Source organism: Thermoleptolyngbya sp. PKUAC-SCTB121, assembly GCF_016919485.1.
In the GTDB taxonomy this organism is placed as follows: Bacteria; Cyanobacteriota; Cyanobacteriia; order Elainellales; family Elainellaceae; genus Thermoleptolyngbya; species Thermoleptolyngbya sichuanensis.
Genome location: NZ_CP070366.1, coordinates 1,322,779 through 1,338,760, shown reverse-complemented (window position 1 = coordinate 1,338,760; position 15,982 = coordinate 1,322,779). Strand labels below are relative to the sequence as shown.

The following is a 15,982-nucleotide window of genomic DNA, read 5'->3' as shown; positions in this document are numbered from 1 at the left end:
TGGAGTCATTGCAATCCACCACCGATCACTCCGTCACCTGTTAACCCGATTAACCAACTTCTGGTCTCTTGGGGCGATCGCACTCTCACCACGCTAAGGTGGGCGTATTCTGGCTGAGAAAGCAGCAGCGGATACTCGCGTCGTCGCCGATGATAGGTTCGCAGCACCCACAGCAAAATGGAGTCGCGGCTGAAAAAGGTTTGCCGCCAAGTTTCGCGGTTACCGCTCCAGAGTTCTACGCCCGAAGCGCTGCGCCAAATTGCCCGCCGGAGCGATCGCCACAGCACCAGCCCAAACGGATAGTCCAGCCACACGATAGTATCGGCCCGCCCCCAAACCAGATCGCGGACGCTACTGTAGTTGCCATCAGCCACCCAGCGATCGCCCGCCAGTGCCTCAGCAACCCGCGCCCGAAACACCTCCAACGGTGCAGCGGTTTAATTAGGCTCCCAGTGCAGCGCATCTAGCTCGATATGGGCGATGCCGAGTTGTCGTCCTACTTGCTGCGCCAGCGTGGTTTTGCCTGTTCCGCTCGTGCCAACAATCGCTATCCGCTGAAAGCGGTGCATCGACCTACTCTTCCTCCTCAGATAGATCTTCTGTTTCCAGCAGGTCGGCCTCGGTTTCTAGCAAGTCCTCGTCGTCGTCGGTGGCTTCGCTACCACCGCCGACCGCGACTAGATCAATCTGCTGACGGTAGTAATCCACACTCTTGACCTGCACCTCGACGCGATCGCCCAGTCGATACTGCTTGCGATTCTTGCGGCCTACCAGCTTTTGCTGACGCGAGCGATATTCGTACCAGTCGTCTTTCAGGGAACTGACGTGAACCAGCCCTTCCACTAGCAGTTCCTCGATTTCCACAAAGAAACCATAGGACTGCACCCCCGTAATCAGCCCGTGGAAGGTCTCACCGGTGCGCTCCTGCATATACTCGGCTTTTTTCAGCCCCTCTAGGTCAGATTCTGCCTCCTGCGCCAGCTTTTCGCGCTCGGTGAGGTGGTTGACGATGCTGTTGAAATATTCCTCTAGCTCGTCGTGAACCTCTGGCGGCAGCACCTTCCAGTCGATTGCGCCGTGACATTCGCTGCTAAACAGGTTCACCTTGTCCTTGGAGCGGGTAGATTTGCGATCGCGCCCATGCTCAAACACCGCGTGCAGCGCCCGATGCACCAGCAGGTCAGGATAGCGGCGCAGCGGCGAGGTGAAATGGGTATAGCCATTGTCCAGTGCAAGCCCAAAGTGAGTCCCCGGCGTGGTGCTATAGACCGCAGGCTTCAGCGTCTCCAGCAGCAGATAGGTCAGCACCCGCTCGGCATGGGACTCTGCAAATTGCTGTGTGAGTCGCTGATAATCGCGGGGATGGACGACCTCTTCGTCTTCAAGCTGGTATTCGATGTCCATGTTGTTGACCAGCTTTACCAATTCCTGCACGTCGGAGGGGTCGGGCGTGCGGTGAACCCGGTAGATGGCGGGAACCTGGAGGCATTGTAAATGCAGCGCCACCAGTTGATTCGCCAGCAGCATCAGTTCCGTTACGATCGTGCGGGCGGGTAGCAGCGACGACACCACCATTGCGCCCAGTTCGCCTTCGTCGTCGTATTGGAAATTGGTCGAGAGGAACTTGCCTAGTTCGGGGTTGTGTTCGTCGGGAAAGATGCTCTCCGGCAGGTTCAGGTCAAACGCGCCCCGCGCCAACCGCTGCGCCGCCACAGCCTGGCTGATGGCAAACAGGTTGTCCACCAGTTCAAACACGGGTTCCAGGTGTTTTAGCTCCTTGGCAGAGGGCAGCGGGTAGCGGGCTTCGGCAGCGGCTTCTGGGTCGTCTCGCAGCAGCACCGCCTGGGCCTGCTGATAGTCGAGATGCTGATCTACCCGCACCACGCTGGGCTGAATCTCGAAATCCTGCACTTCGCCTGCTGCGTTCAAGGTCACTAGCACCGAAATCGCCAGACGGTCTTCACCGGGCAGCAGCGAACAGCAGCGGTGCAGATGTTCCGGCAGCATAGGCACGACGAGTTCTCCCAAAAAGACCGAAGTGCCGCGCTTCTGAGCTTCCAGATCGACGGGCGATCGCGCTGCAACGTAGTACGACACGTCGGCAATGTGAATCCCCAAGCGCCACTCATCGTCGCCCACTTTTTCCACACTCAGGGCATCGTCGATGGCTGGGCTATGGGGATGATCGGGCCCGTCGATTGTGACAGTCAACTGTTCCCGCAGATCCAGCCGCTTTTTCAAGTCCGTTTTGCGGAGCTTGGTCGGGAGTGCTTTGGCTGCCTCCAGCACCGCTTCCGAAAACCCGCGCGGCAGGTCATGCTTGCAGCACACAATGTCGATATCCGAGGCCGCCTGGGCATCGCTGCCCAAAATCTGAGCCACTCGACCAATGGGCGGATGCTGACCCAGGGGATAGCGGGCAATTTCTACATGCACCAGTTGATCGACGGATTCCTCTAATGGTTCGCCATCGGGCGTTAGCTCTAGCTCAAACAAGAGGCGATCGTCCAGCGGCAGGGCGCGATACTGCCCGTCCTCGGTTTTTTTCACCCGCGCCAGCACGGAGGAATTGGAGCGTTCTAAAATCAGCCGGACTTCGCCCTCTGGACTGCGGCGGCGGCTGCCCTCTTTGGTCACGCGCACCAAGACGCGATCGCCATTCCAGGCAGTATTCAATTGGCTCTCGCGGATGTAGATATCCTCCGACCCTTCAATATCCTGAATTGCAAAGCAAAAGCCCTTGCTAGAGCAGCGCAACTTCCCTTCCACCACGTCATCCTCAAAGACGCGGCGATATTTGCCCCGCTCCTTAACCAAAATGCCGATTTTCTCTAGGGCATCCAGCGCAATTTGCAAGCGGCGGAGGCTGGCATCATCTTCACAGTTCAGCTTTTTCTCCAGGGCCTTGGGAGCGACCAGCTTGTCGTCTGGGAAGTTGGAGAGCAGTGAGGCGATCGAAAAGTCCATGTAGCGTCTTAATCCTTGCGTCTAGTCCTGGGAGGGGTAGGGTGCAACGTTGCCCGGTCGAAGCCCGCTTCGGCGTTCCAAGCAAAACGCCCGGTTGCGGCGGCAAACACGACCGAACGCTGTTAATGATAGTCCTCAAGCCTGATTAGCGGTCATTTCGTTCTGCATCTTGCGTCAACCGCATCGTGAAACGGGTTTGCAGTTTAGGAACCTGCTCATGACCCGGAGACGGCATCCGCAGTATAGCGCTGGCGATGGCTACAGCCTATACAAGCCCTGAAGCAACTCTGATTCGAACCCATACGATGGATACGCAACTGCTGACGGGCGATCGCTGCGGCTGCGGCTGCGACCTATGCAACGGCTTGCCAATCCAGTCCGGTTGCCAGTCCACTCAGGCTGCCCACGCTGCTCTAGAGATTCCAGACATTTTATTCCAGCTATTCCAGACATTTTGCAGACTGGGTGCAAAACGGGCCGTCAGACTAAGAGCGCAACCTTAAGAGCGCAACCCTAAAAGCGCGATCGCCCCTGACATAAAACGTTCACTTGATAGCCGCCAGAATAGCCCAAGCCTAACAATCCCAGGCGTTCACCCAAGATGCTCAGCGCCAACATCACCCAACGCAGGGCGAGGAAAGCGTTGGCGCTTCAAACATACGCTCGCTCAGGTAGAGAACAGATGCAAACGTGGAAACTCCGTTGTTTTCCACATTCCACCTATTGTATTTATACTTTCCTATCAAGTCGCATGTGTCAAACAAATTTCGGGTGCTGGTTTTGGGCGCTGGTTTTGGGTGCTGGTCTTGGGTACTGGTTCTGGGCGCTAATCTTGGGCGCTAGTCTTGGGCGCTGCTCGATCCAGCAATCCTGCGGTTTGGGCATTCAGCGTTTTCCCGTCACCACATAGGCGACCCGCTTGCCAATATTGGTCGCATGATCCGCCATTCGCTCCAGATAGCGGATCGCCAGCACCATTAGTACGTAGGGTTCAATCACGCCCTGCACATTGGTTTGGTGCGCCAGCAGGTCGTACACCTCTTCATAGTCAGAATCCACTGCATCATCTCGATGCTTTACATCCAGCCCAGATTCAGCATCCAGGTTCGACAACGCCGCCAGACTCATGGCCAGCATGGCTCGCGCCCGGTCGGACATAATCTGGATTTGCCCCATACAGGGATGGGTTGGATAGGGAAATAGCTTGACGGCCACCTCACCCAAATCTTTGGCATAGTCGCCGATGCGCTCTAAATCTCGCACCAACTGCATCAGCGCACTCAGCAACCGCAGGTCTTGCGTGACAGGCGACTGGAGCGCCATCAGCTTGACACAATCCTGCTCGATCTGTCGATAAAACTGGTCGATTTGCTTGTCTTGAATGGCGATCTGCCGAGCGGCGTCCAGATCGCGCTCAAACATCGCCTTTCGGGCTAGCAGACAGGAATGCTCTACCAGTGCGCCCATGCGAAGTACGTCGCGCTGTAGCCCACGGATCTGCCGTTCAAAATTTGCTCGCGTTGTTCTTGAAACATCCAAGGGTGTAAACCAACCTTTAATCGGCGAATACTAATAATCGGCGAATACTAAGTAATCGGCGAGTACTAAGCCAACCGCGCTTTCCCATATGGAGAGTCTGCTTGCAGTAGACTCAGTATAGCTATCTTTGCCAGTTCTGCCAGTTTAGTAGCGCACCAGCCCTGCGTTGCAGTTGCCCCCTGTTCACTGCTTGACCACTCCAGCCTTTATGGATTAAGGCTTTGAGGCAACTGTAAACAGCCTATTACACCTTTAGGACTTACGCAGTTGGACGATTTCTCGCGGGCGCAGCCCGCGAGAAATCGTCCAAAACCCAGAAAGTACATCACAAGTGCGTAAGTCCCGACCTTGCTACACGGCTACACGTTGTAGCTTGGAGAAACTGACCTGTTCGGCGGATGGGGGAGCGATAGAAGAGAAACAGGGGGCGATCGCCTCCGAAACTTCCTCCAACCTTCAGCCAACTGCCAAGTTACACCCAGCGTAACCCCTGTATCGGCTGTCATGCCAGCGGCAGCCCTTTCAGGCACTTTTTCGGGCAGCCCTTTCAGGCGATTTGGGCTTCTTTTTCTTGATCGCTTGGAAAACGCGAGGACTAGCAGGAGCCGACTCGCAGGGTCAGGGTCTATGTATTTCTATGTATTAATATGTACTAAATCAATACGTATTAAGGAGTGCGATAGGCGGTTAACCTATGAATCAGATGAGCTAATTTCACAAAACTTCATTCTTGCGGCTAGGTGGCTTATACTACCGAAGGATACTTATCGAGGAGTGAATGTATCATGTCGGAGGCCGTTAAGCCCCTGACAATCGCGACCGTCCCGAGAGAGCTTCTCGGCCCACCCGGCAAATTCAACCCAACCCTGCTCATCTTTTTGCTTGCAGTGGCTTTGGCAACGCTTTCGGTTTGTGGGTATTGGCGCTGGCATTGGTTGGGGTGGGTGTGCTTTGTGCTTAATGTTGTAGCGCTGCACCTAGTGGGAACCGTGATTCACGATGCATCGCACAACGTCGCGCATCGAAATCGCGTGATGAATGCGGTGCTGGGTCATGGCAGTGCGCTCATGCTGGGGTTCTCGTTCCCGGTTTTTACGCGAGTGCACATGCAGCATCACGCAAACGTGAATGACCCAGAGAATGACCCCGACCATTTCGTGTCTACGGGTGGACCACTGTGGCTGATTGCTGCACGATTCTTCTATCACGAGATTTTCTTCTTCAAGCGGAAGCTCTGGCGCAAGTACGAGCTTCTGGAATGGTTTCTAGCCCGCCTCACGGTTGCGCTGCTGATCTATTACGCGGTGCAGTATGGGTTTCTGAGCTACTTGATGAACTTCTGGTTTTCTCCGGCGCTGGTCGTGGGGCTTGCTCTGGGGCTGTTCTTTGACTATCTACCCCACCGTCCGTTCCAGGAGCGCAACCGCTGGAAAAATGCGCGGGTTTATCCTGGGGCGCTGCTGAACGTGCTGATCATGGGTCAGAACTATCACCTGATTCATCACCTCTGGCCATCTATCCCCTGGTATAATTACCAAGCGGCGTATTATGCGACCCGGCCGCTGCTGGATGCGAAGGGCTGTCACCAGTCCCTTGGGCTGCTCAAGGTGAAGGATTTTCTAAACTTTGTCTACGATCTGTTTCTGGGCATTCGCTTTCATCATGGGGCTGCCCATGCTAGCGAGGCTCCTAAGGCTCCTGAAAGCGGAGGAGCCATATTGGCCGACTCCGCTCAGGATCGGGGGCTAAGTGAAGGGGAGGATCTTTCGGAAAGTCTGCCCCTGGCCACAACGCCCCGCTAGCTTGTTGGATGTTGGCAAAGCTGGCAATGCTCGAAGGATAATTTGGGAATAGGGGCGGGTAGCGTGGTTCGCCGCCCATTCCTACGTTTTTAGGACGCTTTTAACGTGAGTTTCGGATAAGAAATTGCCGAAACCCTTGTTTTCTAATAGTTCTGTATATTGCAACCGATCGAGGCTCTGTCAATAAGCGGCATAATTGAGAAAATTCTCAGCTATGAGCCTTATTGAGAAGATTGAAAACATAGGCAACGAGCTAAGGCTCCTTTCCAGTCAGGTTTGGGGCGTTTTCCTTAACCGAAACTCACGTTTTTTAGGACTACCCTGAACTGTTAGGCAGAGCCGTAACGCACTGCTCCGTTGGGTTTTGATGCGCTACCTGGCGCTAACCCATTTCCGCTAGACTGCTTGCACGTTTGTCTAGAGGCGCGGGTTGGTTTGGAGCAACTGCTGGAGATCGCTGGCGGAGAGCGGTGGTCTGAAGCGATTTCCCTGGGCTGCGTAGCAGCCGATTTGCCGCAACAGGCTAAGCTGAGCGTCGGTTTCTACTCCTTCGGCGATCGCCCGCGTTTGGAGAGACTGGGCGATCGCCACAATCGCTTTTGCAATCGACAGCGCATCCTCGTCTTCTCCCAAATCGGCTACAAAGGTGCGGTCGATTTTCACGCAGTCGAGGGGCAGTTGTCGTAGATGGTAAAGCGAGGAATAGCCTGTGCCAAAGTCATCCAGGGCCAGTTGCACCCCTAGCTGCTGAAGCTGCTGCATGGTTTTTCCATCAACGCCCCGATTTTCGTGCAGCGTTGCCTCGGTGATGTCCAGCACCAAGAGATGCGGGTCGAACCCGGTTTGTGCCGTCGCCTGGGCGATCGCCTTTGGCAGGTCGAGCTTGCGAAACTGACGCGCCGACAGGTTGATCGACAGCTTCATGCCAGGATGCCCGGCCTCTTTCCACCGCACAGCGGACGCGCAGGCTGTCTTCAGCACCCACTCGCCAATTTTCACGATCCAGTCTGTTTCTTCTGCGACCGCCAAAAATTGGGCAGGATGCACCATGCCCACGTCGGGATGCTGCCAGCGTATCAGCGCCTCTGCCCCGATGATGCGCCCGCTAATCAAGTTGACCTGGGGCTGGTACAGCAGGCGCAGTTCGTCTTGCTCGATCGCCTGTTCAATATGCTGGAGTACCCAGATTCGCTGGCTGTTCCAGGCATCGACTTCCAGGCTATAGAACTGATAGCGGCCGGGCTGCCGATGGGCGGTTTGCAGGGCTTGGCGGGCATGTTCCATCACTTCGCTGGCGGTGGCTCCGTTGTCGGGGGCGAGGGCGATGCCAGCGCAAAGCTGGGGTTGCAAGGTGTCGTTGTCGATTAGGCAGGGTTCGTTCAGGCTGCTGAGCAGGGTTTGGGCTAGCGTGGCAGCATCGCGGCGGTGAGCAACAGCCTGAAACACGCCAAAGGTGTTGCTGTTGAGTCGGGCGATCGCCTCTTCTGGGGAAATCGCCTCACGCAGGCGGTCTGCTGTCGCTGCGGCCAGGGATTCTGTCATCGCTCCGTCCAGCGGTGTACCGTCGGGCATACTGGCGTTGAGTTTGAGCAGCAGCAGCGCCACCAGCCCATCCGCCGATTCCAGATGCTCCTGAAGATGATGGTGAAACAGGATGCGGTTGGCCAGTTGGGTGGTGGGGTCGCGGTAGGCAATTTGGTTGAGCCGATCAACAGCCTGCTTCATTTCCTGGATGTAGGGCTGAATGATGCTGGCGTGTTTGCTCAGCCGAGTGGCGATCGCCTCCATCAGTTCTTGCCGGGTAAAGGGCTTGGTGAGATAGTCGTCTGCGCCCATCGCCATGCCCTGGCGGATATCCTGACGGTCTGCCTTGGCCGTAAGAAAGATAAACGGAATGCCAGCCGTTGCTGGATTTTGCTGGAGCTGGGTCAGCACTTCATAGCCGTCGCAGCCGGGCATCATGATGTCACACAGGATTAGGTCTGGCCGGTGTCCTTGGGCGAGACTTAGCCCGGTTTGCCCTTCTGGAGCGGCGATCGCCTCGTAATTTTCTGCGCTCAGCATCTTTAGGAGCGCAGTGCGAATGGTTAAGTCATCCTCGATGACCAAAATCTTTGCCATAACTGAACCGAAGGGCCTAAGTGAATGAGTGGGGTATGTTGTAGGTTGCTGCGAGTGGGTGACTGCGAGTGGATTCCTGCGAGTGGATTACTGGAGATGCACACTGGATGGGTTTGTGTCCAATCGGCTGCTGCCTGTGCCGAAAGCGGTGTCACAGCCTCGGCCCATGCAAAATGCTTGAACCGTGCAAGTGTTTTAGAGCAAATGTTCAGACCAACAGACTCGAACTAGAGCGATCGCCCGGTGATTGCCCCGGTGATTGCCCCGAATGATTGCCCCGGTGATTGCCCGATTTACCCCGATCGGCGATCGCCCCAGTTTGGAGATTCAGCCCTGCTGAGAACGGATTCATGGGTTACAGGCAGATTCAGATTTGCCCTTTAAGAGGGTGTTTGAAAAGGTATCGCCTGTAATGTTAAGCACTCAGAGATTCCCCCTAGCCCCCCTTAAAAAGGGGAGAAACCGCCTTAAAGTCCCCCTTTTTAAGGGGGATTTAGGGGGATCTTGCACGCTTTGCTACAAACAGTAGGACTTTTCAAACATCCTCTAAGACTTCAATTCATGCTGAATGTTTAAGCATTCAGCGGTAGAAAACCAAATGTTAAATAAAGGTTAAAATTGTTAACCAAGTGTGGACTCAGACTCTCTCAGGATGCCCAAATTCCAGGCTTTTTAACGCTCTATCTGCTGGATTGCAGTGTTTTGTGAAAGGGCAGCGCGATCGCCACTCGAAGTCCTCCCTCAGGCAGATTTTCAAAGCTGATTTCGCCGCCGCACAAGTCCAGACATCGCTTGGCGATCGCCAGCCCCAGCCCAGTGCCGGGGGTCGTGCCGACGTTGCTGCCCCGATAGAACAGGTCACACAGTCGGGGTGGGTCTTGTGGGTCTAGCCCAATGCCCTCGTCCCGGACGGAAAACTGTATACCTCCGGGGCGATCGCGCATCTCTAGCGTAATCTGGCTATGGGCAGGAGAATATTTGACCGCGTTCGACAGCACATTGAGCAACACCTGTTGCAAGAGCGCCTGATCGAGATAAACCTTGTGCTGGGTCAGGTGATTGATCAGTTCCCAGCGATGGTTGCGGCCGCTGGTGGTTTGACATTCGTTCACCAGCGCCTCACAAAAAGCTACCGGATCAAACCAGGTGGGTGCAGGTTGCAGGTCGGTGGTATCCGCCCGATCTAGCAGCAGGATGTCGTCTAGCATTTGCGTCATCCGATGCACGGTTACCTGAATCAGCCGCAGTTGCTCTAGCCGATCGTCCTCCGTCCAGTGGCGACCGTAGTGTTCCAGCATTTCCGCCGCCGTCAGAATCGCCGTCAGCGGCGTGCGAAATTCGTGGGAGGTCATGGTGACAAAGTGCGATCGCAGTTCGCTGAGTTCTCGCTCTTTTTGCAGCGTTCTCAGCAGTTCGGTTTCCAGGCGTTTGCGATCGCTCGTCTCCCGCTGAATCGCAATCCAGTGGGTATACCAGCCATTGGCATTGGCCACAGGCACCAGACTCATTTCAACCCAAAATTCGCTGCCGTCTTTGCGATAGTTCAGCAGTTCCACCAAAGAGGGCTGCCATCGCCGCAGCGAGTCCTTTAAGCGATCAAGGGCAGCCCGATCGGTCTTGGGCCCCTGTAGAATACGCGGTGTTTTGCCAATCACCTCCTCAGGCCGATAGCCCGTCATGCGGCAAAAGGCATCGTTAACGAATATAATTTGCGGGCCGGGCGCATCCAGCGGTTCCGCGTTGGTAATCACGATCGAGTCGTTGGCATGAAGCACCACCGATTGCAGCAGGTTGCACTGCGTATCGGGATCTTGCAGCGTCTGCAAGAAAGCGTCTGGTAAATCAGTTTTCACAGGGAACCGTCCGAAAAATTAGGGTATGGCGCTAGCTACCTTGGGACATGGTTGTGGGATGGTCGTGCAGCCCAAAACAACACCTTGTCCTTATAAAAGTGACTATGGCTATAACTATTAGCATTCCCCAGAGATTACCAAAATCAGTACTTGGCAACCAAATGAAAGATTTCGTTTAACAAGGTTTGCGATCGCCCTGTTGAACTCGCTCAAACACTTGACGCTTAAACACTGGACATAGAAGACGAGTAGGGCTGTCCGTCTTTGTGGAAAAAGATCCAGCCCGCGTCCCCCGCAGCGGCGACCAAATCATCGTCGGGATAGGTAACCTGGTCATCTGGCGTGCGATCGCCCACTTCGAGATACGTTGCCAGGGCCGCCGAGCGGTTCACCAGATGATGTCCGTTTGCCTCACCTGCGGGAAAACCCGCCGCCATTCCTGCCTTCAGCACTTGTTCGCCTGCATTGGTAATCAGCACCACTTCGCCTGTCAGCACGTAGATAAACTCATCCTGGCGCTGATGCCAGTGGCGCAACGCCGACATTGCTCCTGGCTCCAGTGCTACCCAGTTCACCCCAAAGTTCTTTAGCCCCGCCGCATCTCCCAGGCGACGCTTGCTGCGGCCTGCCAACCGCGCCTTAAATGGTTCTGGATAGACGGTTCCAGTTTTTGCAGGAACCTGCTCAGGGTCGATGTGCATAGATGCAGAGTTAGACGCAGGGTTAGATGCAGGGTTGAGTTGAGGTGATGTGGAAAGATTGGAAAGCCCAGACACTCCTCAGGCAAGGACTGAAAAGTATCTGGGGATGTGGAGCATGAGTAGCAAGGCTCATGCAAGAGAGGAAGGTGCCCTTATACTGCCTGTCTTGCGACAAAGGTGGAATCACCCGAAGGGAGGATTTCAGTTGGATGGGGGCAGCGGCGCATCGGGCGATTCGGGGGCAGGGGCGCGACCCTCTCGCACGTCGGCAATTTCAGCAGCGGTCATGGGTTCATCCGTCAGCAGATAGACCGTGCCCTGGTTAAACGTCGAAATGACGTTGACATAGTAGGGCGGCTCGTCGGGAGGGGTTACTCGATACAGGCTAGAACCCGTGTCGTCGGCTGGTTCTAGTCGCTGAGTTTGATAGCCCTGCTCTTGGAGCATGGCTTGTAGATCGCGGGCGATCGCCTGCACAGGTCGCCCATCTGCATCCGACAGCCGCCAGCAGCTCAGAAACCCATTGCAGTTGTTGCTTGCCCCTGCTGGATGGGGAAAGTTTGCGTAGGGAACTGGGCTGGGCGGCTCCTGAAGCTGCGGTAACGCTTCGGGGTTGGGCGTGGGCAACGGAGTCGGGCTAGGGGTTGGGGGCAAGGCGGCAGTGGGTTCTGGTGAGGCGGCGGGTGCGGCAGGGCTAGCAGTTGGGGCTGTGGTCGGCTGGGACAACGGCGCAGGAACCGGGGCGGGGGCGGGCGATTCGCGCAGCGATTCCTGCGGGAATCTCGCTGTGGCAGGCGGACGCGGCACGGCAACCCGTTCGGGTCTGGGCACGGGGGCGGGCGTTGCGCTCGGCGAGGGAGACGGCGGGGCTACTGGCGGCGTGACCGAAGGATTCATCACTGGCGTAGGCGATAGGGAAACTGAAAGCTCTGGCGGGTCAGGGGCTGAGTTGTCGGTTTCTAGAGATTGGGATGGATCGGCTCCGGAGCCACCCGGCAGCAGCGGCAGCACCAGCAGCCCCGCGTGCAGCACTAGCGACATCAGCAGCCACGGGCGAAACAGAACCCGCATCAGTGCTGGCATATCGCGCTGGGTGCGGGTTTTAGGCATAGGAAGGGTGACAGACACAGGCAGCAGGTAGATACGACAAATCCGTTGCAGATATTTGTTTGCAGATATTCGTTGCAGATACAGACACAGATACAGGTGCAGACTGAGAGGCGATCGCAGGTAAACCTGCAGACTGCTGTAAAACGGTCTGCAAGTTAATGATAATCAAGTTAATGATAATCTTTATAGCTTGCTATAGTATCCAATCGACAAATATTAGAAAGTTTTTTGCAAGGATATAGCTTGATTCTTCATAGCAAGGGCATGCTGGAGCATATACCCTCAACTTACCGAAAAAAATTCTCCAGAATGAAGTGCATCTACTGCGTTTATTTTTAGAGATCAATTGAGAATCTATTGCATTAAGTGTACAATACAATCTGTTTTTGGGCAGGGTCCAGCGTTCCCGAAGGGCACTTCATCCAAGACAGACCTAAGAGAACGAGTCAGTTGAAAGAATAGGCAGGAAAAACCAGGCAGAGAGACTGTCCATTGGCTTGCCTGATTTCAGACCGCAGATAAAAAAGCCCTGTCCCACAGCTTGATACAGCCATCATCAAACTCTGTTCATCTTTCAGGAGTAGAAGTCTCTATGGGAAAAATGACTCGGCGAGTGTTTATCGCCACAGGTAGCGCCCTAGCCGCCGCCACTGTTGGGCAATTTGGCCGCCGTGCTAATGCTCAACAAAGCCGAGGGGTTGTCAATCTTTACTCGTCTCGCCACTATGACACTGACGACGCGCTCTACCAGAGCTTTGCCGAAGCTACAGGCTTTCGGGTCAACTTGGTAGAAGCCGAAGCAGATCAGCTTATTGAGCGGATTAAGAGTGAAGGGGCAAATAGTCCCGCGGATGTGCTGATCACGGTAGACGCTGGCCGTCTCTGGCGGGCTCAAGAAGAGGGTTTATTGCAGCCGATTCGGTCGAGTGTGCTAGATTCAGCGATTCCGGGCTACTTGCGGGAGCCAGATGGCCATTGGTTTGGGTTGACCAAGCGGGCACGGGTTTTGTTCTACAGCAAAGAGCGTGTAAATCCGGCTGATCTCTCTACTTACGAAGATTTGACCAACTCCAAGTGGCGCGGCAAGATTTTGACGCGGACTTCGACCCATGTGTATAACCAATCGCTCACAGGGTCGATCCTGCACGCGCATGGGCCGCGGGAAACGGAAGCCTGGGTGCGGGGACTAGTGGCCAACTTTGCCCGACAGCCTGAGGGTAACGACACGGCTCAGATACGAGCAGTGGCAGCAGGGCAGGGCGATATTGCGATCGCCAACACTTACTATCTTGCCCGTCTGGTTAAATCCAGCGAGCCTGCGGATCAGGACGTGGTGAACAAGGTGGGCATTTTCTTCCCTAATCAGCGCGATCGCGGTGTTCACATCAACATCAGCGGCGCGGGTGTGCTGAGAACTGCCAAGAATCGGGAAGGCGCAATCCGGTTCATCGAACACCTAGCCAGCCCCCAGGCTCAGGAAGTGTTTGCTAAGGGCAACAATGAATATCCCGTGCTGTCGGGCGTGGCGCTGGATTCAGTAGTCGCGGGTTTTGGCAGTTTCAGGGAGGATAACTTGAACGCAGCTATCTATGGACGCAACAACGCCGAAGCGCTGCGGATCATGGATCGGGGCGGCTGGAAATAGGGGTTTTTGAACTCTAAGCAGGCAGTTTGCAGGTTGTGCTAGCTGTCTGCTATGGCTCAGCCCAGCGGCGCAGCAGGTTGGCGTGGCATTTCGTAATCTGGTCAAATTCTGGCGTTTTGCCGTGCTGCCGAAATAGGGAGTGGCGGGCGGTATCTAGCTCAAACAGCAGCTCGCGATCGCCCGCATTCCTGACCAGGCTTTGCACCCAGGTTACCGCAACCAGCCGCGTGCCCCGTGTCACGGGTTCTACCCGATGCAGTGTTGTGGCGGGATACAGCACCATTGCTCCCGCTGCCAGCTTAAAGGGGTGATGTCCCAGCGTGTCTTCGATGACCAGTTCTCCACCCTCATAGTCGTCTGGCGAGTTGAGAAATAGCGTGAGCGACAGATCCGTTCGCATCAGGTCTGTTTGTTGAGAATCACCAGAGAAAAGGGCGCTCCTACCCATCAGGGCATTGTCTACGTGTGTGCCGTAGCCCATGCCGACCTCGTAGCGGCTGATTAGCGGCGGACGAATGACTTTCGGATAGGCGGACATTTGAAACAGGGCGTTGCGCCGTAGTGCCCCCAGAACGAGCGATCGCACGGTTTCTGCGATTTCTCCAGCTTCGAGTTGAGTATTGTGTTTGACCTGTTTGGCATACCAGCCAGCAGTCATTTTGCCATCTACAAATGAAGCTGCCTTTAATGCAGTGGCGATGGTTTCTAGCTCTTCATCGGTCAATATGGCATCAATGCAAAGGATCATGGCGGTGCAGCAGATAGGTCAAGGTGGGGTCAAGGTTGGGCAAGCGAGCGCGATTGCAGTTTGAGCATTGGAGCATAGACCCAGAAGAACGATTTCAGGATATCTTTGCTCCTTTTCTGAAGATGACATAGGAGTTACTCAGTTGAAAGCCCTTACGAATCGATACATGAACGGACGGATGAAGCTTTGGGTCGGCGTTGGTGCATTTGTCATCACACAGGCTAGCACTCAGGCGATTGCCGACCCCACCCCAGAGTCAGCTAGCACGGGCGATCGCCCGATCGCTACGCAGCCTCATCCTGTTGCCCCGGCTCCCTTGAGTGTGGCTCAGGCGGGCGGTGAAGGGGGCGAAGGCGGTGAGGGAATCGCGCCCCAGTCGGTCGGCTTTTGCGCTGCAATTGCTGTGGAGGGCGGCGGCGAGGGGGGCGAATCGGGAGCGGCACAGCCTGTAAGCAGCCCTGTGCGGGTGTATGGCGCGGCAACGGTGCCAGCCTTGCCCTTTGGCGATCGCCAGGTACTTACCAGTTTCGTGGATACTGTGCTGCTGCCCACCTATGGCGAGTTGAACCGTGCAGCACAACGGCTACATCGGGCGATCGCCCAGTTTGCTGCCCGCCCCACCCAGGCAAACTTGCAGGCTACCCGACAGGCCTGGCTGGCGGCTCGTTTGCCCTGGGAAAGCAGCGAAGCGTTTGCCTTTGGCCCGGCGGCATCGCTGGGTTATGACGCTGGACTGGATGACTGGCCGGTAAATGAAGTGGACGTACTGGCCATTTTGCAAAGCCAGGATGCCCTCACGCCTGAGTATTTGGAAACGCTGCAAACGTCTCAAAAAGGCTTTCATACCATCGAGTTTTTGCTGTTTGGGCGGAATAACGACAAGCGGCTGACAGATTTCACGCCCCGCGAGTTGGAATATTTGCAGTTGATCGGGGCAGATTTTGCAGCCACAGCCGAGAACTTGCTGGCAAGCTGGGCTGAGGGCGTGGAGGGCTATCCGGCCTATCGCAAAGAGTTTGTGGAGGCGGGCGATCGCAGCACTGCATATCCCACGCCCCAAGCAGCGGCGACCGAACTGGTGCAGGGCATCATCGACATTCTGGACGAGCTGGGCGCGGTCAAAATTGGCGAAGCCCTGGATGCTCAGAATCCTTTCTTGCTGGAAAGCCGCTTTAGCCACAGTTCGCTTCAGGATTTTTATCAAAACCTCCGCAGCGTGGAGTTGACTTATTTTGCAGGCAGCGCCAGCCGCCCCGGCCGCCACAGCCTCAGCCGCTATGTCGCCAGCATTGATCCCAGCCTGGATACTCAGGTGCGGCAATATCTGCTGGCTGCGGAATCTGCAGTCAAGGCCATTCCAGGCCCCATCGAGACGACTCTTTGTGACCCGGCCGCAAAGCCCCAGATCGCGGCGGCGCGAGATTCGCTGCTGACGCTGCGAGGCGTGTTTGAGCAGTGGATCATGCCGCTGGTGCAGGAGTGATTTGAGTGATGGC

14 protein-coding genes are annotated in these 15,982 nt (G+C 55.7%); 4 read left to right on the top strand and 10 right to left on the bottom strand.

The genetic code is table 11. The features are described from left to right. Positions 1-5 precede the first annotated feature (5 nt). From JTM80_RS05540 to JTM80_RS05530, 3 genes are read right to left on the bottom strand one after another with little or no spacing between them, the layout of a single operon-like run. Positions 6-419: a hypothetical protein gene (locus tag JTM80_RS05540; RefSeq protein WP_205370746.1), complete on the bottom strand. Its 414-nt coding sequence runs from the start codon at positions 417-419 to the stop codon at positions 6-8. 18 nt (positions 420-437) lie between these two features. Next, positions 438-569, bottom strand: a complete 132-nt coding sequence (locus tag JTM80_RS22960; RefSeq protein ID WP_205370744.1) for an AAA family ATPase — start codon at positions 567-569, stop codon at positions 438-440. A gap of 4 nt (positions 570-573) precedes the next feature. Further along, the gene (locus JTM80_RS05530; RefSeq protein ID WP_205370742.1) at positions 574-2,967 is read right to left on the bottom strand and encodes a ribonuclease R family protein; all 2,394 of its coding nucleotides are present in this window, start codon (positions 2,965-2,967) and stop codon (positions 574-576) included. Between the two features lie 305 nt (positions 2,968-3,272). On the opposite strand from JTM80_RS05530, the gene JTM80_RS05525 reads away from it, so the two are divergent. Beyond that, positions 3,273-3,470 (top strand): hypothetical protein, encoded by a 198-nt coding sequence (locus tag JTM80_RS05525; RefSeq protein WP_172357679.1) that lies wholly within the window; start codon positions 3,273-3,275, stop codon positions 3,468-3,470. Between the two features lie 382 nt (positions 3,471-3,852). Here the strand turns inward: JTM80_RS05525 and phoU are convergent, their stop codons facing one another. Next, on the bottom strand, positions 3,853-4,434 hold the full coding sequence (gene phoU, locus JTM80_RS05520; protein ID WP_255548879.1) for a phosphate signaling complex protein PhoU: 582 nt from the start codon (positions 4,432-4,434) through the stop codon (positions 3,853-3,855). An 857-nt stretch (positions 4,435-5,291) separates the two neighbouring features. Here phoU and crtR point away from each other — a divergent pair. Continuing rightward, entirely contained in the window at positions 5,292-6,308 is a 1,017-nt protein-coding gene (gene crtR / locus JTM80_RS05515) for a beta-carotene hydroxylase (RefSeq protein WP_172357683.1), read from the top strand. A gap of 417 nt (positions 6,309-6,725) precedes the next feature. Here crtR and JTM80_RS05510 read toward each other — a convergent pair whose 3' ends face one another. The 5 genes from JTM80_RS05510 to JTM80_RS05490 all read right to left on the bottom strand — a co-directional run bounded on the left by JTM80_RS05510 (position 6,726) and on the right by JTM80_RS05490 (position 12,093). Beyond that, positions 6,726-8,429, bottom strand: coding sequence for an EAL domain-containing protein (locus JTM80_RS05510; RefSeq protein ID WP_172357685.1), 1,704 nt, complete (start codon positions 8,427-8,429; stop codon positions 6,726-6,728). A 208-nt stretch (positions 8,430-8,637) separates the two neighbouring features. Then, positions 8,638-8,781 (bottom strand): hypothetical protein, encoded by a 144-nt coding sequence (locus JTM80_RS05505; protein ID WP_172357687.1) that lies wholly within the window; start codon positions 8,779-8,781, stop codon positions 8,638-8,640. Between the two features lie 328 nt (positions 8,782-9,109). Beyond that, entirely contained in the window at positions 9,110-10,282 is a 1,173-nt protein-coding gene (locus JTM80_RS05500) for a HAMP domain-containing sensor histidine kinase (protein WP_172357689.1), read from the bottom strand. Positions 10,283-10,506: 224 nt separating this feature from the next. After that, positions 10,507-10,983 carry a cupin domain-containing protein gene (locus tag JTM80_RS05495; RefSeq protein WP_172357691.1) on the bottom strand — a complete coding sequence of 159 codons (477 nt, stop codon included), beginning with the start codon at positions 10,981-10,983 and terminating at the stop codon, positions 10,507-10,509. A 201-nt stretch (positions 10,984-11,184) separates the two neighbouring features. Continuing rightward, positions 11,185-12,093 carry a hypothetical protein gene (locus tag JTM80_RS05490; protein WP_172357693.1) on the bottom strand — a complete coding sequence of 303 codons (909 nt, stop codon included), beginning with the start codon at positions 12,091-12,093 and terminating at the stop codon, positions 11,185-11,187. Between the two features lie 592 nt (positions 12,094-12,685). Between JTM80_RS05490 and JTM80_RS05485 the strand changes: the two genes are divergently transcribed. Continuing rightward, entirely contained in the window at positions 12,686-13,738 is a 1,053-nt protein-coding gene (locus JTM80_RS05485; protein ID WP_172357694.1) for a Fe(3+) ABC transporter substrate-binding protein, read from the top strand. Between the two features lie 49 nt (positions 13,739-13,787). Here the strand turns inward: JTM80_RS05485 and JTM80_RS05480 are convergent, their stop codons facing one another. Beyond that, positions 13,788-14,486 (bottom strand): Fe2+-dependent dioxygenase, encoded by a 699-nt coding sequence (locus tag JTM80_RS05480; RefSeq protein WP_172357696.1) that lies wholly within the window; start codon positions 14,484-14,486, stop codon positions 13,788-13,790. 166 nt (positions 14,487-14,652) lie between these two features. On the opposite strand from JTM80_RS05480, the gene JTM80_RS05475 reads away from it, so the two are divergent. After that, positions 14,653-15,969 (top strand): imelysin family protein, encoded by a 1,317-nt coding sequence (locus JTM80_RS05475; RefSeq protein WP_225906767.1) that lies wholly within the window; start codon positions 14,653-14,655, stop codon positions 15,967-15,969. Positions 15,970-15,982 lie beyond the last annotated feature (13 nt).

Coding starts and splice junctions, on each gene's coding strand:
- JTM80_RS05505 (WP_172357687.1), bottom strand. CDS start 8,781: ATGAATCCGTTCTCAGCAGGGCTGAATCTCCAAACTGGGGCGATCGCC.
- JTM80_RS05475 (WP_225906767.1), top strand. CDS start 14,653: ATGAACGGACGGATGAAGCTTTGGGTCGGCGTTGGTGCATTTGTCATC.
- JTM80_RS05485 (WP_172357694.1), top strand. CDS start 12,686: ATGGGAAAAATGACTCGGCGAGTGTTTATCGCCACAGGTAGCGCCCTA.
- JTM80_RS05495 (WP_172357691.1), bottom strand. CDS start 10,983: ATGCACATCGACCCTGAGCAGGTTCCTGCAAAAACTGGAACCGTCTAT.
- crtR (WP_172357683.1), top strand. CDS start 5,292: ATGTCGGAGGCCGTTAAGCCCCTGACAATCGCGACCGTCCCGAGAGAG.
- JTM80_RS05490 (WP_172357693.1), bottom strand. CDS start 12,093: ATGCCTAAAACCCGCACCCAGCGCGATATGCCAGCACTGATGCGGGTT.
- JTM80_RS05525 (WP_172357679.1), top strand. CDS start 3,273: ATGGATACGCAACTGCTGACGGGCGATCGCTGCGGCTGCGGCTGCGAC.
- JTM80_RS05510 (WP_172357685.1), bottom strand. CDS start 8,429: ATGGCAAAGATTTTGGTCATCGAGGATGACTTAACCATTCGCACTGCG.
- phoU (WP_255548879.1), bottom strand. CDS start 4,434: ATGGGCGCACTGGTAGAGCATTCCTGTCTGCTAGCCCGAAAGGCGATG.
- JTM80_RS05480 (WP_172357696.1), bottom strand. CDS start 14,486: ATGATCCTTTGCATTGATGCCATATTGACCGATGAAGAGCTAGAAACC.
- JTM80_RS05530 (WP_205370742.1), bottom strand. CDS start 2,967: ATGGACTTTTCGATCGCCTCACTGCTCTCCAACTTCCCAGACGACAAG.
- JTM80_RS22960 (WP_205370744.1), bottom strand. CDS start 569: ATGCACCGCTTTCAGCGGATAGCGATTGTTGGCACGAGCGGAACAGGC.